General features: G+C 64.5%; 27 protein-coding genes and 1 tRNA gene. 18 read left to right on the plus strand and 10 right to left on the minus strand.

Annotated elements, in window-relative coordinates:
- Positions 1–15 precede the first annotated feature (15 nt).
- Together CDV44_RS24555 and CDV44_RS24560 are read left to right on the plus strand one after the other, a co-directional pair.
- Positions 16–570 carry an RNA polymerase sigma factor gene (locus tag CDV44_RS24555; RefSeq protein WP_058375918.1) on the plus strand — a complete coding sequence of 185 codons (555 nt, stop codon included), beginning with the start codon at positions 16–18 and terminating at the stop codon, positions 568–570.
- Positions 570–1,604 carry an anti-sigma factor gene (locus CDV44_RS24560; protein WP_141118804.1) on the plus strand — a complete coding sequence of 345 codons (1,035 nt, stop codon included), beginning with the start codon at positions 570–572 and terminating at the stop codon, positions 1,602–1,604. Before CDV44_RS24555 ends, CDV44_RS24560 begins: the two co-directional genes overlap by 1 nt.
- Before the next feature lie 4 nt (positions 1,605–1,608).
- Here CDV44_RS24560 and CDV44_RS24565 read toward each other — a convergent pair whose 3' ends face one another.
- Positions 1,609–2,511: a LysR family transcriptional regulator gene (locus tag CDV44_RS24565; RefSeq protein WP_087691293.1), complete on the minus strand. Its 903-nt coding sequence runs from the start codon at positions 2,509–2,511 to the stop codon at positions 1,609–1,611.
- A gap of 219 nt (positions 2,512–2,730) precedes the next feature.
- On the opposite strand from CDV44_RS24565, the gene CDV44_RS24570 reads away from it, so the two are divergent.
- The 9 genes from CDV44_RS24570 (at position 2,731) to CDV44_RS24610 (ending at position 9,726) form a co-directional block, all read left to right on the plus strand.
- Positions 2,731–3,393 carry an isochorismatase family protein gene (locus tag CDV44_RS24570; RefSeq protein WP_058375915.1) on the plus strand — a complete coding sequence of 221 codons (663 nt, stop codon included), beginning with the start codon at positions 2,731–2,733 and terminating at the stop codon, positions 3,391–3,393.
- A gap of 14 nt (positions 3,394–3,407) precedes the next feature.
- Entirely contained in the window at positions 3,408–3,710 is a 303-nt protein-coding gene (locus CDV44_RS24575; protein WP_087691294.1) for a DUF1427 family protein, read from the plus strand.
- Between the two features lie 48 nt (positions 3,711–3,758).
- Positions 3,759–5,678 carry an amidohydrolase gene (locus CDV44_RS24580; RefSeq protein ID WP_087691295.1) on the plus strand — a complete coding sequence of 640 codons (1,920 nt, stop codon included), beginning with the start codon at positions 3,759–3,761 and terminating at the stop codon, positions 5,676–5,678.
- Positions 5,679–5,680: 2 nt separating this feature from the next.
- Positions 5,681–6,094: a DoxX family protein gene (locus tag CDV44_RS24585; protein WP_087691520.1), complete on the plus strand. Its 414-nt coding sequence runs from the start codon at positions 5,681–5,683 to the stop codon at positions 6,092–6,094.
- A gap of 60 nt (positions 6,095–6,154) precedes the next feature.
- Positions 6,155–6,976, plus strand: a complete 822-nt coding sequence (locus CDV44_RS24590) for an alpha/beta fold hydrolase (protein ID WP_087691296.1) — start codon at positions 6,155–6,157, stop codon at positions 6,974–6,976.
- 125 nt (positions 6,977–7,101) lie between these two features.
- Complete coding sequence (locus CDV44_RS24595; RefSeq protein ID WP_058375910.1) at positions 7,102–7,419, plus strand: GNAT family N-acetyltransferase; 318 nt, start codon at positions 7,102–7,104, stop codon at positions 7,417–7,419.
- A gap of 41 nt (positions 7,420–7,460) precedes the next feature.
- On the plus strand, positions 7,461–8,741 hold the full coding sequence (locus tag CDV44_RS24600) for an NAD(P)/FAD-dependent oxidoreductase (protein ID WP_087691297.1): 1,281 nt from the start codon (positions 7,461–7,463) through the stop codon (positions 8,739–8,741).
- A 12-nt stretch (positions 8,742–8,753) separates the two neighbouring features.
- Entirely contained in the window at positions 8,754–9,062 is a 309-nt protein-coding gene (locus CDV44_RS24605; protein ID WP_039367056.1) for a UBP-type zinc finger domain-containing protein, read from the plus strand.
- 28 nt (positions 9,063–9,090) lie between these two features.
- The gene (locus CDV44_RS24610) at positions 9,091–9,726 is read left to right on the plus strand and encodes an antibiotic biosynthesis monooxygenase (RefSeq protein ID WP_087691298.1); all 636 of its coding nucleotides are present in this window, start codon (positions 9,091–9,093) and stop codon (positions 9,724–9,726) included.
- Between the two features lie 109 nt (positions 9,727–9,835).
- Here the strand turns inward: CDV44_RS24610 and CDV44_RS24615 are convergent, their stop codons facing one another.
- Both CDV44_RS24615 and kdgD read right to left on the minus strand, forming a co-directional pair.
- On the minus strand, positions 9,836–11,410 hold the full coding sequence (locus tag CDV44_RS24615) for an aldehyde dehydrogenase (NADP(+)) (protein WP_087691299.1): 1,575 nt from the start codon (positions 11,408–11,410) through the stop codon (positions 9,836–9,838).
- 10 nt (positions 11,411–11,420) lie between these two features.
- A complete protein-coding gene (kdgD, locus tag CDV44_RS24620; protein ID WP_087691300.1) occupies positions 11,421–12,332 on the minus strand; it encodes a 5-dehydro-4-deoxyglucarate dehydratase in 912 nt (303 codons plus the stop codon).
- 450 nt (positions 12,333–12,782) lie between these two features.
- Between kdgD and garD the strand changes: the two genes are divergently transcribed.
- A complete protein-coding gene (gene garD, locus CDV44_RS24625; protein ID WP_212677154.1) occupies positions 12,783–14,315 on the plus strand; it encodes a galactarate dehydratase in 1,533 nt (510 codons plus the stop codon).
- A gap of 34 nt (positions 14,316–14,349) precedes the next feature.
- On the opposite strand, the gene CDV44_RS24630 is transcribed toward garD, so the two are convergent.
- Positions 14,350–14,826 (minus strand): nitrate reductase associated protein, encoded by a 477-nt coding sequence (locus CDV44_RS24630; protein ID WP_087691301.1) that lies wholly within the window; start codon positions 14,824–14,826, stop codon positions 14,350–14,352.
- Between the two features lie 823 nt (positions 14,827–15,649).
- Here CDV44_RS24630 and CDV44_RS24635 point away from each other — a divergent pair.
- Both CDV44_RS24635 and CDV44_RS24640 read left to right on the plus strand, forming a co-directional pair.
- Complete coding sequence (locus tag CDV44_RS24635) at positions 15,650–16,612, plus strand: hypothetical protein (RefSeq protein ID WP_141118805.1); 963 nt, start codon at positions 15,650–15,652, stop codon at positions 16,610–16,612.
- A gap of 96 nt (positions 16,613–16,708) precedes the next feature.
- The gene (locus tag CDV44_RS24640; RefSeq protein ID WP_087691303.1) at positions 16,709–17,602 is read left to right on the plus strand and encodes a DMT family transporter; all 894 of its coding nucleotides are present in this window, start codon (positions 16,709–16,711) and stop codon (positions 17,600–17,602) included.
- A 51-nt stretch (positions 17,603–17,653) separates the two neighbouring features.
- Here CDV44_RS24640 and CDV44_RS24645 read toward each other — a convergent pair whose 3' ends face one another.
- The 6 genes from CDV44_RS24645 to CDV44_RS24670 form a co-directional block, all read right to left on the minus strand.
- Positions 17,654–18,496, minus strand: coding sequence for a DUF4088 family protein (locus CDV44_RS24645; protein WP_058375902.1), 843 nt, complete (start codon positions 18,494–18,496; stop codon positions 17,654–17,656).
- A gap of 428 nt (positions 18,497–18,924) precedes the next feature.
- Positions 18,925–19,908: an L-histidine N(alpha)-methyltransferase gene (egtD, locus tag CDV44_RS24650; RefSeq protein WP_087691304.1), complete on the minus strand. Its 984-nt coding sequence runs from the start codon at positions 19,906–19,908 to the stop codon at positions 18,925–18,927.
- Positions 19,908–21,257 carry an ergothioneine biosynthesis protein EgtB gene (gene egtB, locus CDV44_RS24655; protein WP_087691305.1) on the minus strand — a complete coding sequence of 450 codons (1,350 nt, stop codon included), beginning with the start codon at positions 21,255–21,257 and terminating at the stop codon, positions 19,908–19,910. Before egtB ends, egtD begins: the two co-directional genes overlap by 1 nt.
- A 122-nt stretch (positions 21,258–21,379) precedes the next feature.
- Positions 21,380–21,904, minus strand: coding sequence for a chromate transporter (locus CDV44_RS24660; protein ID WP_058375900.1), 525 nt, complete (start codon positions 21,902–21,904; stop codon positions 21,380–21,382).
- A 10-nt stretch (positions 21,905–21,914) separates the two neighbouring features.
- Positions 21,915–22,628, minus strand: coding sequence for a chromate transporter (locus tag CDV44_RS24665; RefSeq protein WP_087691306.1), 714 nt, complete (start codon positions 22,626–22,628; stop codon positions 21,915–21,917).
- Between the two features lie 145 nt (positions 22,629–22,773).
- Positions 22,774–22,977 carry a hypothetical protein gene (locus tag CDV44_RS24670; RefSeq protein ID WP_087691307.1) on the minus strand — a complete coding sequence of 68 codons (204 nt, stop codon included), beginning with the start codon at positions 22,975–22,977 and terminating at the stop codon, positions 22,774–22,776.
- Between the two features lie 92 nt (positions 22,978–23,069).
- Here CDV44_RS24670 and CDV44_RS24675 point away from each other — a divergent pair.
- The 4 genes from CDV44_RS24675 (at position 23,070) to CDV44_RS24690 (ending at position 24,991) form a co-directional block, all read left to right on the plus strand.
- Positions 23,070–23,154, plus strand: a tRNA-Leu gene (locus tag CDV44_RS24675).
- Between the two features lie 172 nt (positions 23,155–23,326).
- Positions 23,327–23,866, plus strand: coding sequence for an STM3941 family protein (locus CDV44_RS24680; protein ID WP_087691308.1), 540 nt, complete (start codon positions 23,327–23,329; stop codon positions 23,864–23,866).
- 103 nt (positions 23,867–23,969) lie between these two features.
- Positions 23,970–24,401, plus strand: coding sequence for a MarR family winged helix-turn-helix transcriptional regulator (locus tag CDV44_RS24685; protein ID WP_058375897.1), 432 nt, complete (start codon positions 23,970–23,972; stop codon positions 24,399–24,401).
- A 17-nt stretch (positions 24,402–24,418) separates the two neighbouring features.
- Entirely contained in the window at positions 24,419–24,991 is a 573-nt protein-coding gene (locus CDV44_RS24690) for an isochorismatase family protein (protein ID WP_087691522.1), read from the plus strand.
- Positions 24,992–24,997: the final 6 nt, after the last annotated feature.

A 24,997-nucleotide genomic window follows, 5' to 3' on the forward strand; every position in this document is an offset into this window, starting at 1 on the left:
CCAGGAAATTCGCCGATGACCGGTCAGGATTTGCCCAGCATGCTCCCGGGCCTGCTGCCTCGCCTCTGGGCATTCGCTCTGCGCATCGCAGGCGATCGTCACGATGCCGAAGACCTCGTGCAACGCGCCTGCGTGCATGCGCTTGAGCGCGTGCATCAATGGCAGCCCGGTACGTCGGCATTGAGCTGGATGTACAGCATCGTGCATACCACCTGGATCAACGAGATTCGCTCGCGCCGCGTGCGCTCGCGCGGCAGCCTTGCGTGGGAAGACGCCGACGTGGAAACGGTGCCCGACCTGCACGCCGCGACGCCGGAAGATCTCGCCAGCTATCACCAGGTATTCGGCGCCGTCGACCAGTTGCCGGAGGCGCAGCGTCTCGTGGTGCTGCTCGTCGCGGTCGAAGGCCTGAGCTATCAGGAGGCCGCACAGGTGCTCGACGTGCCCATCGGCACCGTCATGAGCCGTCTGTCACGCGCTCGCCGCACCATCGGCGACCGGTTCCGCAACCCCGAGGGGCAACCCCGCCGGATCGATAACACTGCCGGCGCACGTGAGGAGGACGCGTGATGAACGAAGACGATATCCGCCTGCTCGCGTACGTCGATAACGAACTGGCCCCGGCCGAACGCGCCGAAGTCGAAGCCGCGCTGGCCGAGTCGCCGGTACTGGCCGATGTGGTGGCCTCGCTGCGCGCATCGCGCCTGCCGTATCGCGAAACCTTCGCGTCGCAGTCGCTGCCACCGGTTCCCCAAAGTCTGAGCGCCAATCTCGACGCCTTGCTGCGCGCGCATGCGCAACGTCAGCCGATGGGCTCGGGGGCAGGCGAGGGTGGCGTCAGTGGCGGCGGCGGTATTGCCCGACCGGCGGCGACTGTCGCGAACGACGAACCGCCAGCATCGTTGGCGTCATCCAACACGTCGGCACCGGGGCGCCGTGTGCGTCCGTGGTGGCTGGCCGCAGCCTTTGCGGCGGGTGTTGCCGCAACGGCCGTCACCATGCCGCTGTTGCCGGGCGTGTTGCAGAAAGCCGGACTCGGCGGCGCGGTGCTGACCAGTGCCACGACACCGCCGCCGAAGTCGCCGCAAGGGGTGACGTGGGTGCGCGCCGCCGCCGAGTATCAGCAACTCTATGCCCGCGATACCGTGGCGTCGACGAATGTGGATGACGGCGACACCGCGCGCACCGTGGCCGACATTCAGCGCGACGACAAGCTCGATATCCGCGTGCCCGATCTGAAGGCGCAGGGGTTGACGTTCAAGCGCGTGCAGCGGCTGCGCTGGCAGGATCGTGCGCTGGTTCAGATGGTGTATCTGCCCGAGAAGGGCGACCCGATCGCGCTGTGTGTGGTGAAGGATCCGCGTCCCGATCAGGGCGTGGCAGAGCAGCACATCGACCGCATGGGCGTGGTCACGTGGCGCAAGGGGCAAGTCGGTTATGCGTTGATCGGTGCGCCGGGTTCGGCGGACCTGAAAGCGATTGCGAGCGCACTCGCCGAAGGGCCGGTGACGCCGTTGTACGGCTGGCTGATGTCACCGGGAATGCCGGGGATGCTGGGAGTGCCGGGGCTGTCGGTGGCCGCGGCCGAGCGCCCGGCGTCCTGAGCGTTCAAAGCGACAGAATGTTCGGCAGCAGCGGCCGGTTGAGCCGCTGACTCCACCACTTCAACGCCTCGCCCATGCGCTCGGTACGCCATGCCAGCCAGAATGTCTCGGGCGGGCGGGGCTCCTCGACCTGCAATTCCACCAGCGCGCCCCGCGTCAGTTCCGCACACACGCAGGCGCGCGGCAGAAAACCGTGCCCTAGTCCTGCCAACTGCGCCGCAATCTTCGCCTGCATGCCGGGCACGGTAATCCGGCGCTGACCCAGCAACAACCCCACTGAACGATCGGCCAGCGAGCGCGCCCCGTCGCCCACGACGATAGCGGTGTTCTCCAGCAGATCGTCCCGCGTGAGCGGGCGCTTCAGCTTGGTGAACGGGTGGGTGGCGCTCACGCAGAACGCGAAATCCAGCGTGCCGATCGCCACCGCCTTGTAGCCGCCGCTTGCCGGCCCTTCCCCGGCGGCCACAACCAGATCGGCCCGCCCTTCACGCAACAACTCCCACGTGCCCGTGAGCGTCTCCGTGCCAATGCGCAGACGCGTGCCGCATCTCAAATCTTCGAACGCGCAGATATCGGGATTGAAGGCGCTCGTGGGGATCAGCGAGTCGTGTACCAGCCGGATTTCCGCCTCGTAGCCGGTGGCGATCTGCCGCATGCGCGATTCGAGCTGGCCCGCAGCCGCGAGCAGCCAGCGTCCCTCCTTGAGCATTTCCTGTCCCGCGTCGGTGAGCGTGACCCTCGGGCCGTTGCGCACGAATAGCGCAATGCCGAGCTGATCTTCCAGCTTGGAGACAGCGTAAGAGATGGTCGACGGCACCTTGTGCAGCCGCTCGGCGGCGGCGGCAAACGAGCCGTAGCGCGCGATGGCATCGACGATTTCGATGGCTTCCAGAGACAGTTTGAGCACGGATGAATCTCCAAAATTTCCATCATCGAAATTTTCGATGGTAAGTCGACAAAACCTTCAACCTTGGGTGCCTTGATTCCGACGAAACTTCTTCCAACGCGGCGGGAAACACAGACGAAAGCATACATGAGCCGCCGATGTTGATTTAGTGAATTTTATCGAACAGCAAGACGCAATTTCCCGTTCATTTTTTCTTTTTCTGACATTAGGAGACTTACCATGGCCCTCACCAAACCCGTCGCCGTTGCCAAGCCCGGTGCTCTGTTGCTCACGCCGCAAGACCACACGCTGATCATGATCGACTTCCAGTCGCAAATGGCCTTCGCTACGCACTCCATCGACGCCGTCACGCTGCGTAACAACGCGGCGCTGGTCGCGAACGCTGCTGCCGGTTTCGGCGTGTCGACGATCCTCACCACCGTGGCGGAAAAGAGCTTCAGCGGCCCGATGTTCGACGAAGTGACGGCACCGTTCCCCGGTCAGGCGATGCTGGACCGCACCTCGATGAATACGTGGGAAGACGAGGGCGTGATCCGCCGTGTGAACGAGATCGGCAAGTCGCGCATCGTGCTGGCGGGCCTGTGGACCGGCGTGTGCATCGTCGGGCCGGCCCTCTCGGCGATCGATCAGGGCTTCGAGGTGTATGTGATTACCGACGCCAGCGGCGATGTGTCGACCGAGGCGCATGAGCGTGCCGTCGAGCGCATGATTCAGGCCGGTGCCCGCCCGATGACGGCCTTGCAGTATCTGCTTGAGTTGCAACGCGACTGGGCGCGCACCGACACTTACGACATGACCACGGGTATTGCGAAGAAGTGGGGCGGCTCGTACGGTATCGGCATCAACTACGCCAAGACGATGTTCAACGCCCACGAAGCCTGAGCCGGAGCGTCACAATGAAGCCCTACCTTCTGTCACTGGCCATCGGGATGCTCGTTGGCGTGATCTACGCGCTGTTCCACGTGCGCTCGCCGGCCCCGCCAGTGATCGCTCTGGTAGGGCTTCTCGGGATTCTGCTCGGCGAGCAGATCCCGCCGCTCGTCAAAGGGTGGGTCAAGCCTGATGCTGTTACGACCTCGTGGTTGCGCCAGCAGGTCAAGCCGCATGTGTTCGGCGAATTGCCGCGCTGCGACAAGACCGATGTCGCGGCCACGCCCTCCACGACCTCCACGCCCTCCACGCAGAAAGACCGCACCTGATCCTCGCGGAATTGCGACGCTCCACTTCGTCAAGCCAAGGAAACCGACATGCACGATACGACTGCCTCGACTGCCTCGACTGCTCCCGACCTCATCCTGCACAACGGGCGCTTCACCACGCTGGACCGCACCAATCCGACGGCGAGTGCCGTGGCCATCAAGGACGGCCGTTTCGTGCGCGTCGGCCGCGCCGAAGACGTGCTGCCGCTCGCCGGCGGCGCCACCCGGGTGGTCAATCTGCAAGGCAAGCCGGTATTGCCCGGTCTGATCGACAACCACCTGCACATCATTCGCGGCGGGCTCAATTTCAATCTGGAATTGCGCTGGGACGGCGTGCGCAGTCTGGCCGATGCCATGGGCATGCTCAAGCGTCAGGTGGCGATCACGCCCGCCCCGCAATGGGTGCGCGTGGTGGGTGGTTTCACGGAACATCAGTTCGTCGAGAAGCGCCTGCCGACCATCGCCGAGCTCAACGCGGTGGCCCCCGATACCCCCGTCTTCATCCTGCACCTTTACGACCGTGCGCTGCTCAACGGGGCGGCGCTGCGCGCCGTGGGCTACACGCGAGATACCCCTGCGCCGCCGGGCGGCGAAATCGTGCGAGACAGCGCGGGCAACCCGACAGGGCTGCTGCTGGCCAAGCCGAATGCCTCCATCCTTTACGCTACGCTGGCCAAGGGCCCGAAGCTGCCGCTGGAGTATCAGGTCAATTCCACGCGTCACTTCATGCGTGAGCTCAACCGTCTGGGCGTGACCGGCGCCATCGACGCAGGCGGGGGCTTTCAGAACTACCCCGAGGACTATCAGGTGATCCAGCAGTTGGCCGATGCGGGCCAACTCACGATCCGGCTGGCTTACAACCTGTTCACGCAGAAGCCGAAGCAGGAGAAGCAAGACTTCCTGAACTGGACCGCGACGTCCACGTACAAGCAGGGCGACGATTACTTCCGCCACAACGGCGCGGGCGAGATGCTGGTGTTTTCTGCGGCCGACTTCGAAGACTTCCGTCAGCCGCGCCCGGACATGGCGCCCGAGATGGAGGGCGAACTCGAAGAGGTGGTGCGTGTGCTCGCGCAGAACCGCTGGCCGTGGCGCCTGCATGCGACCTACGACGAAACCATCGAACGTGCGCTCGACGTGTTCGAGAAGGTCAACCAGGACACGCCGCTCGCAGGCCTGAACTGGTTCTTCGACCACTGCGAGACGATCTCCGAGAAGTCGATCGACCGCATCGCAGCCCTCGGCGGCGGCATTGCCGTGCAGCACCGGATGGCCTATCAGGGCGAGTATTTCGTCGAGCGCTACGGTGCGGGCGCAGCCGAGGCCACGCCGCCCGTCAAGCGGATGCTGGAGAAGGGCGTGAACGTGTCCGCCGGTACCGACGCGACGCGTGTGGCCAGCTACAACCCGTGGGTATCGCTGTCGTGGCTGGTCACGGGCAAGACCGTGGGCGGCATGCAGCTTTACCCGCAGGCGAACTGCGTGGACCGTGAGACCGCGTTGCGCATGTGGACCGAGAAGGTCACGTGGTTCTCCAACGAAGTCGGCAAGAAGGGCCGTATCGAGGCAGGCCAGTTGGCTGACCTGATCGTGCCCGACCGCGACTTCTTCGGCTGCCCTGAATCGGACATCGCCGACACGACGGCGCTGCTCACGATGGTCGGCGGCAAGGTTGTCTACGGTGCGGGTCCGTTCGCGTCGCTCGACGAAGGCACGCCGCCGGTGGCCATGCCCGACTGGTCGCCTGCGCGCACCTTCGGTGGCTACGCCGGTTGGGCCGACAAGGAAGCGCCGGCAAACGGCACGCCCATGCAAAAGGCATTGCACAACGCAGCAGCAGCGTGCGCCTGCGCCAACAACTGCAATGTGCACGCGCACCAGCACGCCACGGCGTGGAGCAGCAAGCTGCCGGTCTCCGACCTGAAGGGCTTCTGGGGCGCGTTGGGTTGCGCCTGCTGGGCGGTGTGACGATGGCCACGTCAACCGTTGCGCGTTGGCAACCCGCGCCCGCCTTGCGGTGGATTGCCCTGCTGTTGTTGTGCGCCGCCTACTTGCAGGGCGGTCTGGACAAGGCGATGGACTTCAATGGGGCCATCGCCGAGATGCAGCACTTCGGCGTGTCGCCGGCGGCGCCGATGGCCGCCGCGGTCATCGTGCTTGAGTTGGGCGCGTCTGCGCTCATCCTCACGGGCGTCTACCGCTGGCTCGGGGCCGTGGCGCTGGCGGCGTTCACGCTGTTCGCGACGTTCGTGGCCCTGCGCTTCTGGGAGATGCCGCAACCCGGGCGCTTCATGGCCGAGAACGCGTTCTTCGAGCATCTGGGTTTGGTTGGCGGTTTTCTGCTGGTGGCATGGCACGACTGGAAGTCACGTGCGGATGCCTGAACGACAACGGTAAGTGCTTCGTTTTTTCGATCCTGTTTCCTCACCTATTTGGAACGCATCATGACGACTCTGACACTGCGCGACGGCACCGAGCTTTACTACAAGGACTGGGGTTCGGGCCAGCCCATCCTCTTCAGCCACGGCTGGCCGCTGAGCGCCGACATGTGGGACGCGCAAATGTTGTTTTTCGCCGAACGCGGCTACCGTGCCATCGCGTTCGATCGCCGGGGTTTCGGCCGGTCGAGCCAACCGTGGACCGGCTACGACTACGACACGTTCGCCGACGACATTGCGGAACTCATCGAAGCCCTCGATCTGAAGGACGTGATCCTTGCGGGCTTCTCGATGGGCGGGGGCGACGTGACGCGCTACATCGCACGCAAAGGCAGCTCACGGATTGCCAAGCTGGCGCTCATCAGCGCGGTGACGCCGTTGTTCGTCAAGACGGCGGACCACCCGCAGGGCCCCGATGCCTCGCTGTTCGCCGGAATCCGTGCCGGGCTTGCCGCCGACCGCCCGCAGTTTATTGACGACTTCAGCACAGTGTTTTACGGCACCAATCGTCCGGGCGCGAAAGTGTCGCAGGGTGTCTTGAAGCAGACGTTGCAGATCGCGTTGCAGGCGTCGATCAAAGCCACCATCGACTGCGTGACTGCCTTCTCAGAAACGGACTTCCGTCCCGATATGGCGAAGATCGACGTGCCGACCCTCGTGATCCACGGCGATGACGATCAGGTCGTGCCGATGGAAGCTACGGGCAAGCTCGCGGCGGAAATGATCAAGGGGGCACAGTTCAAGGTCTACGCCGGTGCGCCGCACGCTACCGCCAGCACGCACGCCGATCAGCTCAACGCCGACCTGCTGGCGTTCATCCGGGGCTAAGAGGCCAAGAGGCCAAGAGGCCGAGAGGCCGAGAGGCTAAGAGGCAAAGAGGCTAAGAGAAAGAAGGGGCGGGTGCCCCGGGGGCGCGGAAAGCTTAAATCAGCGCCCCTCACCGAGACATTGACATGACCACGTCATCCACGCCGATTCAGGTTCACGACAACCCGTCGAAGCATCGCTTCGAATATCTGGCACAGGGCGAGCACGCCGTTGCGATTTATTCGATCGAAGGCAACGTCATCACGTTCATCCATACGCTGGTGCCCGATGCGCTGCGTGGGCAGGGGATCGCGACGAAGCTTGTGCTCGCGGGGCTCGCCTCTGCGCGTGAGCGCGGACTGCGGGTCATTCCGCAGTGCCCCGTCTTTGCGGCCTACATGCGTGCCCATCCCGAGACGCACGATTTGCTGGCTGAGGAAGGCCGCGTCTTGTTGGGCCTCTGACGATCGATAGACGCCGGACCTTACGACGATACGGAGCTGTCATGACATCGCTTGCCGCCACCGATTCAGTTGACGTCCAACATCCCCGGGTTCGACTGCTCGGGGGTGCCTATTCCGCACGCGCGTTCGAGATTCGCGACTTCCTGAGCCGAAGCGTAGTCACCTACGATTGGGTAGAACTGGACGAGGCCGCCGCGCGTCGCATTCCCGGTATCCGGGGGCTGGACGATCCGGGCCTGCCAGTGTGCGAATTTCCCGACGGCACGCGGTTATTCAACCCGAGCGTAGCCGACGTCGCCAAGCGGCTGGGATGGGTGGAAAAGCCCCGCCGAAAGGCATACGACGTGTCGATCTACGGTGCCGGTCCGGCCGGGCTGAGCGCGGCGGTGTATGCCGCTTCCGAAGGCCTGAGCACCGTGCTCGTCGAGCGCGATGCAATCGGCGGGCAGGCGGGCAACTCGTCGCTGATCGAAAACTATCTGGGCTTTCCACAGGGCATCGGTGGCGGCGAACTGGCCGAGCGCGCACGCCAGCAGGCGGTGCGTTTCGGCGCGGAGATTCTTCGGCTGCGCGAAGGTATCTATGCCGTCTTTGGCGACGGCGGCATTCACGTCGATCTGGCCGACGGCACACAGCTTTGCGCGAGCACCAACATCTGCGCGACCGGCATCGAGTGGCGTCGGCTTGGCTTGCCGGATGAAGCGCGGTTGCAGGGACTGGGTCTCTTTTACGGCGCTGGCGCCAGCGAAGCGCCCATGTGCACCGGTGAGACGGTGTATGTCGTGGGGGGCGGCAACTCGGCAGGGCAGGCGTCCATTCATCTGGCCGCGTATGCCCGCGAGGTCGTCATTCTGGTGCGAGGCGCGCGCTTGGCGGATACGCTGTCCGACTATCTGATTCAGAAGATACAGGGCACGCCCAACATTCGGGTGGTCGTGGGCTGCGAAGTGAGCGCGCTGCATGGCGGCAATTTTCTGGAAGCGATCACGGTTCGCGAGCGCGAGAGCGGTGCCGAGCAGGTACTGGCGACGCATCATCTGTTCGTCTGTATCGGCGGACTGCCGAATACCGATTGGGCACGCGACACGGCGATCGCACGCGACGGGTCTGGTTATCTCGTCACGGGACCCGACCTCACGCCGGCGATGTTGACAGCCGCGCGCTGGCCGCTGGCGCGTGCGCCGTTTCCACTCGAAACCAGCGTGCCCGGTTCTTTCGCCGTGGGAGATGTGCGGCACGGTTCGATGAAGCGCGTCGCGTCCGCGGTGGGCGAAGGCGCGATGGCTGTTGCGTTTATCCACCAGCATCTCGCAACCCTTTGAGGAGAGATCGCCATGTCCAAACGTTGCACGCATACCGACAGCATTCAACACGTCACACCCAGTGCGCTGGGGTGTGAAGAGTGTTTGAAATCCGGCAGCCGCTGGGTGCATTTGCGACTTTGTCGCACCTGCGGCCACGTGGGCTGCTGCGACGACTCGCCCAACCGTCACGCCAACGCGCACTTCCACGAAACCGGCCATCCCATCATCGAAGGTTATGACCCGCCGGAAGGCTGGGGCTGGTGCTATGTCGATCGCGTCATGCTGGATCTGGGTGACGACACGACGCCGCAGAACGGGCCGATCCCGCGCTACGTCTAAAACGTTTAAATGACCCGCAGAGGTTTTCATGCAACTTGAAGAGTCCACACCCTCCGTCGATCCGCGCGATCCGTCGCTGCGCAGCGCCTCGCTGGACGATCTGTCGGCCCGCCGCCTGCCACGCCCCGATAGCGTGACGGCAGTCATCGAGCATCACGTGCGGGCGGAATCCGTCGCGGCGTACGAACAGTGGCTCAAGCGCATCGTCCCCATCGCGGAACGTTTTCCCGGGCATCGCGGCGTTCATGTCCTTCGTCCCGTGTCGGGCTCTACGGTCTATACGGTGACGTTGCGGTTCGATTCGCTGCCGCACGCGGAGGACTGGTTCCAGTCGGATGCGCGGCAAACGTTGCTCAGTGAAGTCACGCCGTTTCTCGCGCGCGACGAGCAGCGCCAGACAGTGACCGGGCTTGAGTTCTGGTTCCACCCGGCGCCGGGGCAAAAGCCCGCCAAGCGTTACAAGCAGTTTTTGCTGACACTTTCGGTGATTTTTCCGCTGACGATGATCGTGCCGCTTCCCGTGCGCTGGCTCGCGTTGCAGCTGCCGTGGCTCGACAACTTCGTCGTGACGAAGCTGCTGGCGGCGGCGATCATTGTGGGACTGATGACGTACGTCATCATGCCGCGCGTGACGCGCGCGGCTGCACGATGGTTGTACGAGTGAAGTGAAAGCGGCGTGGCGCAGCGACTCGTCAAACCGGGTCGCTGCGCCACGGGGGTCAACGCGTTAGATTTCGCGTTGACGATGCAGCATCTCGTGCATCGCGTGTACGTCAGACTTGTTTCAACGCCCCGTCGACCAGACGCCACAGACCGAGCGGATTGTCTTGACGCAGCGCGTCCGGCAGCAACGCGTCGGGCAGGTCCTGATAGCAGACCGGGCGCAGGAAGCGATCGATCGCCGTGGCACCGACGGACGTGAACATGGCGTTCGACGTGGCCGGGAACGGGCCGCCGTGCACCATCGCGTGACACACTTCGACGCCGGTCGGAAAACCGTTTGCGAGAATGCGTCCGGCGCGGCGCTCCAGACTCGGCAGCAGACGGCGTGCCGTCTCCACGTCACCGGCATCGAGTTGCAGCGTGGCGGTGAGTTGACCTTCGAGACGCTCGGTGATGGCGATCATCTCGTCGACGTTCTCACAGGCAATGACGACCGACGCCGGGCCAAACACCTCGTCGTGCAACGCCGGAGTGGCGAGAAACGCCGCTGCCGTCGTGCGGAAGAGGGCCGCTTGCCCCTGACATCCCGTGCCTGCCTGACCGCGTGCCACCAGCGACACATTGCCCTCATCAGCCAGACGTGCGACGCCCTTGTCGTAAGCTTGATGAATGCCCGCCGTCAGCATCGTGCCTGCCGCCTTGGCGGTGAGCGCTTCACCGGCGCTCTGGCAGAACCGCTCCAGCGCATCGCCCGCGATACCCAGCACCAGCCCCGGGTTCGTACAGAACTGACCGACGCCCATCGTGAGCGAGTCGGCGAAGCCCTTGGCGATCGCGTCACCGCGTGCCGCGAGTGCTTCGGGCAGCACGTACACCGGATTGATGCTGCTCATTTCTGCATACACAGGAATCGGCACTGCCCGCGCTTGCGCGATACGTTGCAAGGCAAGACCTCCCGTGCGCGAGCCCGTGAAGCCGACGGCCGCAATCGCCGGGTGCGCGACCAGTGCCTCGCCCACCGCGCGCTCACCGACGAGCAGCGAGAAGACACCTTCCGGCAGCCCCAGCTTCTGCACGGCCGAGCGCACGGCACGGGCTACGAGTTCCGACGTGCCCAAATGCGCCGAGTGTGCCTTCACCACGACCGGACATCCGGCAGCAAACGCCGATGCCGTATCGCCACCCGCCACCGAGAACGCCAGCGGGAAGTTGCTCGCGCCGAACACGGCGACCGGACCGAGGCCGATCTTCGACAGGCGCAAATCGCTGCGCGGCAACGGCTGGCGCGCAGGTTGTGCCGGGTCGATCGTGGCGTCGAGAAAATGTCCGTCGCGCACCACCTGCGCAAACATCCGCAATTGACCAACCGTGCGGCCACGCTCGCCTTGCAAGCGCGCTACGGGCAGGCCGCTTTCGGCATGAGCGCGCTCGATGAGCGCGTCGCCCAGATCGAGAATCGCCTGCGCGACGGCTTCGAGAAATTCGGCGCGCTTGGCCAGCGGCAACGCGCGGAACGGATCGAACGCGGCGCGTGCGAGTTCGCAGGCACGGTCGACGTCCTGCGGGGTGCCCGCGCCGAACGCGGGCGCAATCCGCTCGCCACGCGCAGGATCGAACGCGTCCAGCGAGCCCGCGCTGCCGCGCACGTCGGCGCGGCCAATCAACATCTCACCGGTGATCTGCATGCGGGGCTCCTTAGCCTTCGACCTTCTTGATGAGCGCGTCGAGCGCTTCGAGTTCCTGCGGCAGCAAGTCGGTCAACGGTGCGCGCACCGGGCCGGCGTCGTGGCCGACGAGCTTCGCGCCCGCCTTCACGATGCTCACCGCATAACCCGCGCGACGATTGCGAATTTCGAGATACGGCAGGAAGAACGTGTCGAGCAGGCGGCCCATCGTGGCCTGATCGTCTTCACACACGGCGCGGTAGAACGCCATGGCGGTCTTCGGAATGAAGTTGAACACGGCCGACGAGTACACCGGCACGCCCAGTGCGCGGTACGCTGCGGCATAGACTTCGGCGGTGGGCAGGCCGCCCAGATACGAGAAGCGGTCGCCCAGACGGCGGCGAATCTGCACCATGCGTTCGATATCGCCCACGCCGTCCTTGAAGCCGATCAGGTTCGGGCACTTGTCGGCCAGACGCTCGAGTTCGTCGGCGCTGAGTTTCGAGTTCGCGCGGTTGTAGACGATCACGCCGACGTTCACCGATTGGCAGACCTGTTCCACGTGGGCGGCGATGCCGTCGAGGCTGGCTTCGGTCAGGTAATGGGGCATGAGCAGCACGCCCTTCGCGCCGAGGCGTTCGGCTTCCTGTGCGTACTGAATGGCCATGCGGGTGGGGCCGCCGGCACCCGCCAGAATCGGCACCTTGCCGGCGCAGGTGTCGACGGCGGTTTTGATCACGGCGCTGTAGTCCTGCGGCGTGAGCGAGAAGAATTCGCCCGTGCCGCCAGCCGCAAACAGGGCCGTCGCACCGAACGGCGCCAGCCATTCCAGGCGATCCGCGTAAGCGCGCGCGTTGAAGTCGCCATTCGCGTCGAAGTCGGTCACGGGGAAAGACAACAAGCCGTCGGAGACGATCTGTTTGAGTTCTTGGGGTGCGGTCATTTCGGCAGTTCCTGTCGGCCCGCGGGGCCGGATTCGGTAATAAAAGGGATCGCTCAACTAGCGTCCGGCGCTTAGTTATATGTCATCGTATAACATGTCATTCGGTCGATCAAGAGGGTGGCCGTTGGAATGGCAGTTGGGATAAACCCGGAAAGGGGTTGTCACTATATGGACGTAACCGCGAAAGCGTACGCGCATCAAGCGTCTAGATGTATGATGACGCATAAGTGACGGCGGGTTGAGCCAACATCAACGACGCCGGATGGGATCAAGTCAGCAGGAGGAGAGGTACGCAAGATGTCTTCAACACAGGACACGCGCCACGCAGGCGATACGCCGCAGGAAACCGGGCCCGGCACACCGGGATCAACGGCGGCTTCGGCAGCTTCGGCAACATCGGGGCTGTCGGATATTTCCAACAAATCGACGGCCGCACCGCGCTATATCCGGATGCAGCCGGAAGACAACGTCGCCATCGTCGTGAACGACGGCGGCTTGCCTGCGGGCAGCCGTTTTGCCGACGGGCTGGTGCTCGTCGACGCGGTGCCGCAGGGACACAAGGTCGCGCTGGCCGATCTCGCGCTGGATGCGCCGGTGATTCGCTACGGCGTGGTCATCGGCTACGCAGCGCGCCCGTTACCGGCGGGCAGTTGGGTCAACGAACGCAACCTGCACATGCCCGAGGCCCCGTCGCTCGACCGGCTGCCGATCGCCACGCGCGTGCCTGCGGCATTGCCACCGCTCGAGGGCTTCACGTTTCAGGGCTATCGCAACGCCGACGGCTCGGTGGGCACGCGCAATATTCTGGCCATTACCACCACCGTGCAGTGCGTGGCCGGGGTGGTCGAATTCGCGGTGAAGCGCATCAAGGAAACGTTGCTGCCGAAGTATCCGAATGTCGACGATGTCGTCGGACTGGAGCACACCTACGGCTGTGGCGTCGCCATCGATGCGCCGGACGCCATCGTGCCGATCCGCACACTGCGCAACATCGCGACGAATCCGAACTTCGGCGGCGAGGTGATGGTGGTGAGTCTGGGCTGCGAGAAGCTCCAGCCTGAGCGTCTGCTCCCGGCGGGCAGCATTCCCATCGGCAGCGCGGATGCCGACGGCAAACCCGACACGGTCTGCCTGCAAGACGAGGCCCACGTCGGCTTTTTGTCGATGATCGATTCGATTCTGGCTACAGCGGACGTGCACTTGCAGCGCCTGAATGCGCGGCAGCGCGAAACGGTACCGGCGTCGGAGCTGATCGTCGGCGTGCAGTGCGGTGGCAGCGATGCGTTCTCGGGCGTGACGGCGAATCCTGCCGTGGGTTTTGCCACGGACTTGCTGGTGCGCACGGGCGCTACGGTGATGTTCTCGGAAGTGACCGAAGTGCGCGACGGCATCGATCAACTGACCTCACGCGCGGCAACGCCCGAAGTGGCGGCGGCCATGATCAAGGAGATGGCTTGGTACGACGCGTACCTTGAGCGCGGCCGCGTGGATCGCAGCGCGAACACGACGCCCGGCAACAAGCGGGGTGGTCTGTCGAATATTGTCGAAAAGGCGATGGGGTCGATCGTGAAGTCGGGCAGCGGGCCGATTCACGGCGTGGTGTCGCCGGGCGACAAGCTCGACCGTTCACGCCAGCGCGGGCTCATCTACGCGGCGACGCCCGCCAGCGATTTCATCTGCGGCACGCTGCAACTGGCGGCCGGCATCAACCTGCATGTGTTCACCACCGGGCGCGGCACGCCGTACGGTCTCGCCGAAGTCCCGGTGATCAAAGTCGCGACCCGCAGCGATCTGGCACGCCGGTGGCACGATCTGATGGATGTGGACGCAGGGCGCATCGCGACCGGCGACGCCACCATCGAAGACGTGGGCTGGCAGTTGTTCCACTTGATGTTGGCGGTGGCCAGCGGCGAGAAGACGTGGGCAGAGCGTTGGGGATTACACAACGCGCTCGTCCTGTTCAACCCCGCGCCGGTGACTTGATGTGACGCGCGGGGCGTGCCGGCGTCACCGATCGTCAAAGATCGGCTTGTGTCTGCGCGAGGCCGAACTCGAGCATGGCCGGCACGAAGCAATGGTTGAGCGTGTCGCGTCGCGAGAGTTTGGTCAGCACATAGCGGCGGAAGGCGGTAAGGGTGCCCCAGTCGCCGACATCGGGCGGCAGCAGATCGGCCAGTTCGCACTGTTTGAGCAAGCCCGGGGGCAGGGCGTTGGTGTCTTGCCACGCGGTGGGCGCCGCGTCGATGCTGCGCTCGATCGGTTGCCCCAGATGTTGTTCTGCAATCTCATCCAGACGGGCCGCAAAATCCTCATCACCCGGTACACAGGAGGCCAGCGTCTCGCGCGCCTCATACGGCAACCGTTGCCAGTCGGCCAGTGACAAATGCTGGCCGCTGTGATCCAGATTGAAGCGAATCGCCATTGTGATGAACTTCAGGTCTTCGCAGGCTTCGATCTCGAAGACAAAGATCGGCAGACGCTGATAGAGATGCATGAGCGTAACTCCTCGTGAGGCGACATATCGTAGCCAGACGATTGTACCCGCGCGACGCGAGCCATTGCGACCGCACGCACGATAGTGTGATGGCTGCGAAGTTGCTGTGAGGGTTCTTGGGTGATTTCCGAAAGTGCTCTGCCAAAGCGAGATGACGAGGCGGTCCGCGCGACGCCTGCGCGTGACGCTTGCGGTTAACTGCCGGTCGCAGCACGCGGTGTTGTCGGTGCCGTCAGCCGCCCAATGCACACCGGTCGCGACGGAAAGGCTTGCTGTCCTATACGGCGGCCACGGAGTGACGACGAGATCCGCGCTGTGAAAATTCCTAGAGCGGTGCCCCAATCACGAAACCCTCCGGTTTTCCTAAGGTAAGCGTTTGCTCGCAGGATTCGACAGGAGCCGACATGCCGACCAACGCCTCGCCGCTACCCTTCCCGTTTGTGCCCGTCGTGCCAGCTTCACGCCCGGCATCACAGAGTCATGCCGCATTGGCCCCAACGCCATCCCTTACACCCGCGAAACCCTCGACACCCGCGACCGCCTCCGCAATCTCCCCGCCCGACGCGCCGTCTTCCTCGGACACTTCAGACAACCCGCCTCGCCGCGCCTCGGGAAAATCTGGCAAATCTGGCGTCACTTCCGGCAACACCGAAGCATCAAAATCCCGCGTTGCCCATCGAAGCGTCTCGTTCGGCGCGCGTCAGACGCCGGTCATGTCACCCGACAGCGGGCTCGCCGACCTGCGCATCGACGTCGTTCGCGCCGTGGCGTGCGCCGACGTGCCGTTGCTTGGCGCGATTGTCCGATGAGCGCGGTGCCTGTCGTGTCCAATTCACCCGATGTGTCTCGTCCTGCGCCGGACGCCGAGAAGCAGAGTCCGGCGGTCTGGCTCATCGTGTCGCCGCATGCGGAGTGGTCGTGTGCGGGCGATGTGGTCACCGTGGCGTCGCGTGAGGTGTCGTGCACGTTGCGCGGCACTTCGCCCGAAGTGCCCGCATGGCTGGAGCGCTTGCAGCATGGCGTGCTGCTGGCGTCGGCACCCACCCCGGGGACATGGCTCGCGGCGCTCGTCGATGAAGAACTCGCCAGCGTGTTGCCTGCCACCGATCCCGATATCGTGCCGGCGTTCGGAAAGATCTGCGATGCGTGGATGCGCGGCATTTTCGCGTCGCCGTTCTGGGCGCGCTTTCTCGCAGGCGAATCGAGCGAGATTCAGGTGCTCGCGTTTCTTGCCCAGATGTATCACCGGGCGGCGGGCGCCGACGTGCACAACCGCATTGCCGTCGAGCGTTGTACCGACCCCGTATTGCGGCCGATTCTGCTGCGCCAGTACCGGGAGCAGCGGGGGCAGGCGACCATGCTTGCCGCCGGGTTGTTGCGGTGCGGTGCGGCGGCGCGCACGTTTCTCGATAGCGGGGCGTTTGATGCGACGCATGCACTGGTCGATTTCATCATCGAAGCGGCGGGCGACATGCCGGGCTATGTCGGCTGCTGTGCGTTGTGTCAGGCACCGGCGGCGGCACGCGCCGTTAGCGAGATCGAAGCGCAGTTCGACGCGTTATCACAGCGCTATCCTTCGGCGGCCGACGGCTTCGCGGCGGTGTGTGCGCATGCGCGCCACGATGCCAGCGTTTGCGGCGGTACGCCGTTGTTGTCGCTCTGGGTGCAGGAGGCCGGGCCGCCCGATGCGGCAGCGCGCCTGCGCATGTTGCGCGGCGCGTTCGGCGTGGCGGCGGCGTATCGCGCGATGTTCGACGCGTTGTATCGTCTCGACGAGGACCTCTGAGCCCTCACAAGAGGCACCCGATTGGGGCGCACGCCTCGTATAATGGCGTCCCAACGGCGTGGGCGGTTGCGACTTCGCGCCGTCTGCCCCCTGACCATGACAACCCAACTCGCTTACCTCGCCGCGCTCGGTGCCGCCCTTTGCTGGGCTTGCAGCGGCATGATCGCCATCACGCCTGTTCGTCAGGCTGGTTCCTTCCCGTTCAACTACGCCCGCATGCTGCTCGTCTTCGCGATGTTGCTCTTCGCGCTGGCGGTGTTGCGCGGCTGGCCGTCGCTTACCACTGAGCAGTGGCTGCGATTGTGCGCGTCGGGTCTCATCGGCATTCTGGTGGGCGACACCATTCTCTATACGTCGCTCGGCCGTCTCGGGCCGCGCCGCAACTCCATCATCTTCGCCACCAATGCGCCGATGACCGCCATGCTCGGTTACTTCTGGCTAGGCGAAGCTTTGGGCTGGCGAGCCATCGTCGGCGTTGCGCTGGTAACGGCAGGCGTGGCGCTGGCCATTGCGTTCGGCGGCCGGCGCGACGATGCGCATCACTGGGAATCGGTACGCGGCGATGTGCGCGTGGGCGTGTTGATCGGCCTGACGGCGGCGCTCTGTCATTCCATCGGCACCTTGATTGCCAAGCCCGTGATGGCGGCAGGGGTCGACCCGGTCGGGGCGTCGGCGGTGCGTGTGGGGGTGTCGGCGCTTGGACTCACGATACTGGCCGCACGGCGCGGTCGCAGCATCTTTTCGGCGTTCACGCCCGGCACGCTGGCGCTGACCGCGTTGTCCGGCTTTGTCGGCGTGGCCGTCGGCATGACGCTGCTGCTCTACGGCATGGGCCACGGCAATACCGGGGTGATCGCCACGCTCTCGGCGACCACGCCGGTGATGGTGTTGCCGTTGCTGTGGATCCGGACGCGTCAACGTCCGGCGGCAGGCGCGTGGGTCGGGGCGTTGATCGCGAGCGCGGGTGTGGCGATGATCTTCAATCGCTAAGGCGTTTGCGCGTTGAGCGTTGTTGATTCACCGCGTCAACACGTCAACATGTCAGCGCGTCAGCGGCGAGCGCAGGCTTTCGGTGTTCTGAGAGGAGGTGTCGTCGGACAGACTCGCCAGCGCGGACGCGGCAGTGGGCGACGTTTCGCTCGGTGCCGGGCGCGGTGCTGACGGCGTGAGCAGGCGGCGCAGCCACGCCGCAAGCCGCTCGAACACACTCGGATCGTCGTTGAAGATCTCGGGGCGCAGCACGCGCAGATATTCCAGAATTTGATCGGCTTCCTGACGACCGACCGAGCCGTAGATCACGGCGAGATCGAGTAAGGCCTGCAATTCCCCCAGCTTCTCGCGCGCCTGCAACGGGCGCGCCGTTTCCACGCCACGTTTGGCCTCGAACACACGTTCGCGCAACACCGACGCTGCGCGCCACGCGGGGGTCTGCAAGGTCGCTTCCAGCGTGCGCAAGTCTTGTGCCGAGGTGACGATCTGTCCGGCCAGCGACTCTACGATGCGCTCTTCTCCCTTCGCTTCACGCACGATGCCTTCGGCCCAGCGGCTGGCCTGACGCGACATGTCTTCGCGCGTCCATTCCGGGCGCGAGACAAAGTAGAAACCATGCTGACGGGCCTGATTCAGGATGATCGAGACGACATCCGGAAACTGTTTGTCGAAGGTGCGCTTGGCCCATGCGTAGTGACCGCCTGCGAGCAGTTGCGCGACGGCGGCTTCGGTCAACGGCACGGTGCTGTCGAGCAGGCGTGCGCGCAGAAAATCGTCGAACGGGGGCGGCGTGAAGTGACGATCGACGGCGGCAGAAATGCGCACGAACGCGTCGAAGTCCTTTTGCAGATCCGCAAGTGCGGTGTCGGACAGGGTGAGAGAGATACGGCTCATCGTGACAGGCTCCCGGCCACTGCGACGGCGCGATACCAGTCGTCACGCGAGCCTGTCATGGCCCGGCGAGCGTCTGCCTGAGTGCAGCGGGCCGGATGCGGCGTCGCCGGAGCCCGTGCCACGTGCATCCCCGTTGCGCGTGAAGTCATTGCAGCGATACGTGTAATCGGTGCGCCCGGGTCGTTGCCGTGCGCTATGAAGATGGCCATCGGTACACGTCGCAGTCTCGCGGCGTGCGTGGCCCCATATGGCGGCGATTCTAGCGTATTCGTCGCCAGCAAGTCACCGCGATTCATTAAACCGCTGTCGAATCCACAGTTTGCAGAGCGATTGTTGTGGATCCCCTCAGGTAAACGGCACAAACGCAGCAGAACTTTAGGGCTGCTGCGTTTGTGCGTTACCTGCACCGCCTTGGGGCGCTCAGGCGCTCAGGCGTTCCCGGCCGGGCCCAGCAGATACACGGCAAAGCGAGCGCGCGCGTCGTGCCACACACGCTCCACATCCCAACCTGCCGACGTGGCGAGTGCGCGGAATTCCGTGGGGCCGTACTTGTAGGAATTCTCAGTGTGGATAGATTCGCCGGCAGCGAATGTGAAGCGCTGGCCAAGTACGTCGGCGTGGCACGGGCGCTGGGCGACCAGATGCATTTCGATACGGCTCGCGGCGGCATTGAACCGGGCTTCATGCCGGAAGGCGTCGAGCGGCAGGTTGCCGTCGAGTTCGCGGTTGATGCGCACCAGCAGGTTCAGGTCGAACTGCGCCGTCACGCCGCGTGCATCGTCGTACGCGGGCAGGAGCACCGCCGGGTCTTTGCACGCATCGACCCCGACGACCATGCGGCGGCGCGGTCCGAGCATCTTGCCCACGTGGGCCAGAAACGCGGCGGCCTGACCCGGCGCGAAGTTGCCGATCGTCGAGCCGGGGAAGAAGCCCAGGCGCGGACCCTGTGTGTCGTGCAATTGTGGAGGAAGCCGGAAAGGCCGCGTGAAGTCGGCGCGCACCGGCAGCATCGGAATGCCCGGACAACGGCGCGCCAAGGCGGCGACCGCGTCGTCGAGAAAATCGTCGGCAATATCGACCGGCACGTAGGCCCGAGGGGTGACGAGGGCGTCGAGCAGCAATGGGGTCTTGCGACTGGAGCCACTGCCGAATTCGACGACGACGGCATCCGGGCCGATCACATCGGCAATCGCGGCGGCGCATTCGCCGAGCAGCGCGGTTTCGGTACGGGTCTGGTAGTACTCGTCGAGGCCGGTGATTTCCTCGAAAAGTTCGCTGCCGCGCCGGTCGTAGAGCCAGACACTGGGCAGCGACTTGGGGGTATGGCCGAGACCGGTGAGTACGTCGGTGGCAAACGCGTTCTCGGGCAGTGACGGGCAAACAAATGCCGTGGCTTGGGTGGCATGCGACATCAGCGGTCCTCCGCGAGCCTCAGGCCGCAGAATTGCCAGCGCTGATGCGGGTAGAAGAAGTTGCGGTACGTCGCACGCGAGTGTCCCGCCGGGGTTGCCAGCGAGCCGCCACGCAGCACGAATTGTCCGCACATGAACTTGCCGTTGTATTCGCCGACGGCCCCCGCTGCCGTCCGGAATCCGGGATAAGCGACGTACGGGCTCGCGGTCCATTGCCAGACCGGGCCATAGAGCTGCTGCATCGGGGAGTTCTCGTGCGCGGCGTTTGCCGCGTGTGCCGCGTGCGCCACGACTTCCCACTCATGTTCTGTTGGCAATCGCTTGCCGGCCCAGCGCGCAAACGCGTCGGCCTCGAAATAACTCACATGTCGCACGGGCGCGTTGTCGTCGACCGGTTGCATGCCGGCGAGTGTCATCGCGTGCCATTCGCCGTTGCGCAATTCCCAGTAGAGCGGATGCCCCCAGCCTTCGCGCTGCACGGTGGCCCAGCCGTCCGAGAGCCAGAGGCCCGCGATGCGATAACCGCCGTCTTCGATGAAGTCGCGCCATTCGCCGTTGGTTACTACGCGCGAGGCGATGGCAAAGGGGCGTAAAAGGAAGTCGTGGGCAGGCGTTTCGCAATCGAACGCAAACGACTCGCCGCCGTGGCCGATGGTATGCCGTCCGCCGTCGTGTTCGATCCATTGCAACGGGAGGTCGCGATGTGCTTCACGATCGGCGTCGCGAAGGATTTCACGATGCGCGGGCCGTAGTGGATTCTGCGCGAACAGATGCAGCAAGTCGGTGTGCATCAGTTCCTGATGTTGCTCTTCGTGATGCAGGCCGAGCGTGATCAGATCGGAGACTTCGCGCGGCAGATCGGCATGCAGCAGCATCTCGTGCATGGCGCTGTCGACATGTTGCCGATAGCGCACGATCTCATCGAGCGTGGGGCGCGTGAGCAGCCCCCGTTGCGGACGCGGATGACGCGGACCGGCGGCTTCGTAATACGAATTGAAGAGAAACGCGAAACGCGGATCGTAGGGGTGATAGCGTTTGCCGGAGAGCGCGCCGTGTTCGCCGAGCAGAAAAGTCTCGAAGAACCACGTCGTGTGCGCGAGATGCCACTTGATGGGGCTCGCATCGGGCATCGATTGCACGGTGGCATCGGCGTCCGACAGGCCGGCGGCGAACGCGACCGACGCGGCGCGCACGGTATCGAACCGGTCGGCGAGCGTATGGCCAGTCAACGCACGGCCGGCTGCACCCAATGCGCCATCAGGCCCATCGCGCGCGATGCGCGAGACAGTGGCGGAGGGGGAGGTGCCGGAGGGCGCCTCGGCTTGCGACGTACAACATGGGACGGTCATGGGGACACACCGTGTTGTGAAACGTGCGCTCTATTGTAGACCTGTTGACGTCGCTCCGTATGACACTCGGGGAGGACATTGCCAGCGCCCGGACGGCAAGCCGGTGCGCCTACATCGATGGCCTACATCAACCACCCGGTCAGTCCGAGCAGGCTGCCGCCGGCGATGAGCCAGAGCGGATTCCAGCGGGTGCGCAGGGTGATGACGATGGCGACGAGCGTGACCAGCGTGCGGGCAAGATTGATGTCGATTTCGCGGGCGAGAATGGCGCTGCTGGCGGCCAGCAGCCCGACCGTGATCGGGGCGAGCCCGGCGCGCACGGCCCGCACCCAAGGCGAGCGCTCATGCCGGTCGACCCAGCCGCCGACCAGATACGCGAGTAACGAACTCGGCGCGCATTTGGCCAACGTGGCGGTGAGGGCGCCGGGCAGCCCGGCGGCTTGCAGGCCGATCAGCGTGACCGCCATGCCGTTCGGCCCGGGGGCTGCCTGTGCCAGCGAGAAGAAGGTGACGAATTGCGCGTCGGTGATCCAGTGGCGGGTTTCGACGGCGTAGCGATGGATGTCCGCAAGGGTGACGTTGGTGCCGCCGACCGCGAGCAGCGACCAGAGCGAACCGTGCAGAAAGAGATCGATGAGCGTGTGCATGGCGTGGCGCTCAGGCGGCATCCGGCGGCGGGCGCATGCGATCGGTGTCGCGCTGTCGTCGCAGGTGGTAGGCCATGAGGATGGCGCAGGGGCCCAGCACGCCGAGCACGGCCAGCAGCGGCAGGCCGAAGACGAAGCTGCCGACGAAGGTTGCGGCGGCGAACGTCAGCGTGCTCCAGTGGCGTTCCAGCCCCGCGAGCAGGCGCAGGGCGGTGGCGATGACCAGCCCTGTGGCGGCGGGCATCAAGCCGGAGAGCAGATGCTGCACGACCTGTGTTTGTCCCCACTGCGCGTAGGCGAAGCCGATGAGGATGATGACGATGGTCGGGCAGAAGTAGAGACCGGCAACCGCGGAGGCCGCGCCGCGCGGCCCTTGAAAGCGCCGGCCAAGCACGGTGGCGATATTGGCGACGTTCGGGCCGGGCAGCAGTTGGGCGAGTGGCAGGAGCTCGGCGAATTCGCGGTCGGTGAGCCATTGTTTCTGATCGACGACCATGCGACGCGCCCACGGCAGCACACCGCCGAAGCCGGTCGCGCCGACGCTGCCGAACGCGACGGCAAGTTGCCAGCAGGAGGGAGGCGGCGAGGCGTGCTCCCCGGGGGCGCTGGCTTGACCGCCGACGGCACTTTTGGCGCCTGTGCCTGATGGTGCAGAGGGCGCGGATGGCGTGAAAGGCGGGGTGAGTGCGTCGTGACGATCGGAATTATCTGAATCGGCGGGCATGACGACGAAGGGATAGAAAGGATAGGGAGTCTGGGAACACGCACAAAGGTGTCGCGCGGTTTCCCTTGAGAACGGTAACGCGTGAGATGCTGCGCGTCTTGTTGGCCCGCTGTCAGCGGCTACATCAGCTCACTACGTAGCCGTATCAAGTGGACCCGGTACCTGATGGGCCATGAATCTCGTGCTCCAGCCGGACGACTTCCTGAGCGACGAGTGCGATGGCGTTACGAATTTCCATCAACGCGGTGTAGAGCGCCTGTGCATTCTGAGGGGATTGCATGGCGACATCGCGGGCAGCGGATTCGATGGCGTCGAGCGACAGGGCGATGCGGTCGAGATTCTCCAGCATGGGATCGATCTCCGGTGGAGCGCGCACCGCGCGCATGCCGTCATGATACTCAACTGACGTAACGCGGTGGGGATGTTAGAATGCGCGACCCTGCCGGGGTGATGAAATTGGTAAACATAGCGGACTTAAAATCCGCCGCCTTCGGGCTTGCCGGTTCAAGTCCGGTCCCCGGTACCACACACCGTTCTTTGAGCGCACGCGCACGAAGAACCGGTCACGCCTTCTTTCCGAATCCCGATCTCCCCCAATCGAGCCGATGACGTTCTTTGGTTGATGTCATCGAGCACGGCCGCATCGCCCGGTTGCGCCGTGCAAGGCCGTCAATCCGGCACCTACCTATGGGGAATGAATGCAATCACTTTCTGTTCAGCGGTCCAAGCGCAAATATATTTTGCTGTTGCTCGGTTGTCTCGGCTTCGTCATTGCCGGTGCTTTCATCATCCGGTCTGGCGGGACGCACCGGCATTCAGCCGCTTCGGCGTTGTGGATCGGTTGGTCGGCCATTGTCTTTTTTGGTGCAGGCATTCCGATTGCCTTGTGGCAACTCGTCGATGGACGCCCCCGTTTGCAGATCGACGGCAACGGCATTCTGGACCGAAGACTTGGCGTGGGCCCGATCCCATGGTCGGAGATCACTGGCGCTTACATCAAAGCCGTAGCGGGCAACGCCTTCATCTGTCTTGACGTCAAAGATCCGGAAAAATGGCGGCAGAAAATGTCGAAGACTCAGCGCATGTTGGTCGCGGGCAATGCGATGCTCGGCTACACCGCGCTCGTGCTGAATGTCAGCGACGTCAAAGAGGATCCCGAGGCGATCCTCGATCTCATTCTCAAGAACCTCTCGACGTGGCAAGACACGCGTAGTCAGTTCGTCGGCTGGACTGGCTGACCCTGCCATCGCCGCCATCGCGGTCAGTGAAGTTTTCCTCAACGGTGCCATGAGATTGGAAGGTTAACTTGCAAGTTGACCTTCCGAGTTCTATGCTCCGTCCATGACTGTTCCCAACGAATCCGAAAGCGCTATCGCCGACCTGTTGCCGGTGATGGGCCAACTCATGCGCCGCCTGCGGGCGGTGACCAACACCCGTGAACTGAGCTGGTCGCAGGTGGCCGTCATGGCGCGCCTTGAAGAGGCCGGTCCCATGACCACCGCTGACCTCGCCCGTGCCGAAGCCGTGAAACCGCAGTCGATGGGCGGCACGCTGGCGGTCATGGAGGCGGAAGGGCTCGTCCGGCGGTATCCGCACCCGGACGATGGCCGTCAGATGCTTGTTTCGCTGACCGACGACGGCCGCGAAACGCGGCGCAAGGTGCGGCTCGCCAAACACGACTGGCTGATGCATGCCGTCGCCGATTTCACGCCGGCCGAACGCAAGACGCTTGTCTCTGCGGTCGACCTCATTCGCCGACTCGGCAACTCTTGAAGCACATCAAACTCACGATGCCACTCTCACAACTCGATTCCCGTCCCGGCTTGCCCGCGCTTGTCGTCATCGACATGCAGAAGGGCATCGTCAGACTGCCGACCGCCCACCCCGTCGCCGACATCACGGCCAACAACGTCGCGCTGTTGCGTGCCTTTCGTGCCAAGGGGCTGCCGGTGGTGCTGGTGAATGTTGCCGGTCTGCCGCCGGGCCGCACCGACGCCCCGAAGCATGCAGGACTTCCCGCCGATTGGGCCGAACTCATTCCCGAGCTTGAACAGCAGCCGGATGATCACACGGTCACCAAGCGGCAATGGGGCGCGTTTTACGGCACGTCGCTCGACCAGTTTCTGCGTCGTCGCGGTGTCACGCAGGTCGTGCTCGCGGGCATTTCCACGAGCATTGGCGTGGAGTCCACCGCGCGCAATGCGCACGAGTTCGGCTACAACGTGGCGTTGGTGCTCGACGCGATGACCGACCTGAATCTCGTCTCTCACGAGCACAGCGTCGAGAAAATCTTCCCGCGCCTCGGCGAGACGACGACCACTGCCGAGGTGCTCAACGCGCTGACGCAGCGCGTTGATAGTTGAATCGTA

The sequence above is a fragment of the Pandoraea sp. PE-S2R-1 genome, from assembly GCF_002179865.1.
Classification (GTDB): Bacteria; Pseudomonadota; Gammaproteobacteria; order Burkholderiales; family Burkholderiaceae; genus Pandoraea.

Bases quoted from the DNA above. Each gene is read 5' to 3' on its own strand.
- CDV44_RS24560 (WP_141118804.1), top strand. From the start codon at position 570: ATGAACGAAGACGATATCCGCCTGCTCGCGTACGTCGATAACGAACTG.
- CDV44_RS24600 (WP_087691297.1), top strand. From the start codon at position 7,461: ATGACATCGCTTGCCGCCACCGATTCAGTTGACGTCCAACATCCCCGG.
- CDV44_RS24590 (WP_087691296.1), top strand. From the start codon at position 6,155: ATGACGACTCTGACACTGCGCGACGGCACCGAGCTTTACTACAAGGAC.
- CDV44_RS24605 (WP_039367056.1), top strand. From the start codon at position 8,754: ATGTCCAAACGTTGCACGCATACCGACAGCATTCAACACGTCACACCC.
- CDV44_RS24615 (WP_087691299.1), bottom strand. From the start codon at position 11,410: ATGCAGATCACCGGTGAGATGTTGATTGGCCGCGCCGACGTGCGCGGC.
- CDV44_RS24580 (WP_087691295.1), top strand. From the start codon at position 3,759: ATGCACGATACGACTGCCTCGACTGCCTCGACTGCTCCCGACCTCATC.
- CDV44_RS24680 (WP_087691308.1), top strand. From the start codon at position 23,327: ATGCAATCACTTTCTGTTCAGCGGTCCAAGCGCAAATATATTTTGCTG.
- garD (WP_212677154.1), top strand. From the start codon at position 12,783: ATGCAGCCGGAAGACAACGTCGCCATCGTCGTGAACGACGGCGGCTTG.
- CDV44_RS24630 (WP_087691301.1), bottom strand. From the start codon at position 14,826: ATGCATCTCTATCAGCGTCTGCCGATCTTTGTCTTCGAGATCGAAGCC.
- egtD (WP_087691304.1), bottom strand. From the start codon at position 19,908: ATGTCGCATGCCACCCAAGCCACGGCATTTGTTTGCCCGTCACTGCCC.
- CDV44_RS24555 (WP_058375918.1), top strand. From the start codon at position 16: ATGACCGGTCAGGATTTGCCCAGCATGCTCCCGGGCCTGCTGCCTCGC.
- CDV44_RS24610 (WP_087691298.1), top strand. From the start codon at position 9,091: ATGCAACTTGAAGAGTCCACACCCTCCGTCGATCCGCGCGATCCGTCG.
- CDV44_RS24670 (WP_087691307.1), bottom strand. From the start codon at position 22,977: ATGCTGGAGAATCTCGACCGCATCGCCCTGTCGCTCGACGCCATCGAA.
- kdgD (WP_087691300.1), bottom strand. From the start codon at position 12,332: ATGACCGCACCCCAAGAACTCAAACAGATCGTCTCCGACGGCTTGTTG.
- CDV44_RS24690 (WP_087691522.1), top strand. From the start codon at position 24,419: ATGCCACTCTCACAACTCGATTCCCGTCCCGGCTTGCCCGCGCTTGTC.
- CDV44_RS24685 (WP_058375897.1), top strand. From the start codon at position 23,970: ATGACTGTTCCCAACGAATCCGAAAGCGCTATCGCCGACCTGTTGCCG.
- CDV44_RS24575 (WP_087691294.1), top strand. From the start codon at position 3,408: ATGAAGCCCTACCTTCTGTCACTGGCCATCGGGATGCTCGTTGGCGTG.
- CDV44_RS24665 (WP_087691306.1), bottom strand. From the start codon at position 22,628: ATGCCCGCCGATTCAGATAATTCCGATCGTCACGACGCACTCACCCCG.
- CDV44_RS24570 (WP_058375915.1), top strand. From the start codon at position 2,731: ATGGCCCTCACCAAACCCGTCGCCGTTGCCAAGCCCGGTGCTCTGTTG.
- CDV44_RS24640 (WP_087691303.1), top strand. From the start codon at position 16,709: ATGACAACCCAACTCGCTTACCTCGCCGCGCTCGGTGCCGCCCTTTGC.
- CDV44_RS24645 (WP_058375902.1), bottom strand. From the start codon at position 18,496: ATGAGCCGTATCTCTCTCACCCTGTCCGACACCGCACTTGCGGATCTG.
- CDV44_RS24660 (WP_058375900.1), bottom strand. From the start codon at position 21,904: ATGCACACGCTCATCGATCTCTTTCTGCACGGTTCGCTCTGGTCGCTG.
- CDV44_RS24595 (WP_058375910.1), top strand. From the start codon at position 7,102: ATGACCACGTCATCCACGCCGATTCAGGTTCACGACAACCCGTCGAAG.
- egtB (WP_087691305.1), bottom strand. From the start codon at position 21,257: ATGACCGTCCCATGTTGTACGTCGCAAGCCGAGGCGCCCTCCGGCACC.
- CDV44_RS24585 (WP_087691520.1), top strand. From the start codon at position 5,681: ATGGCCACGTCAACCGTTGCGCGTTGGCAACCCGCGCCCGCCTTGCGG.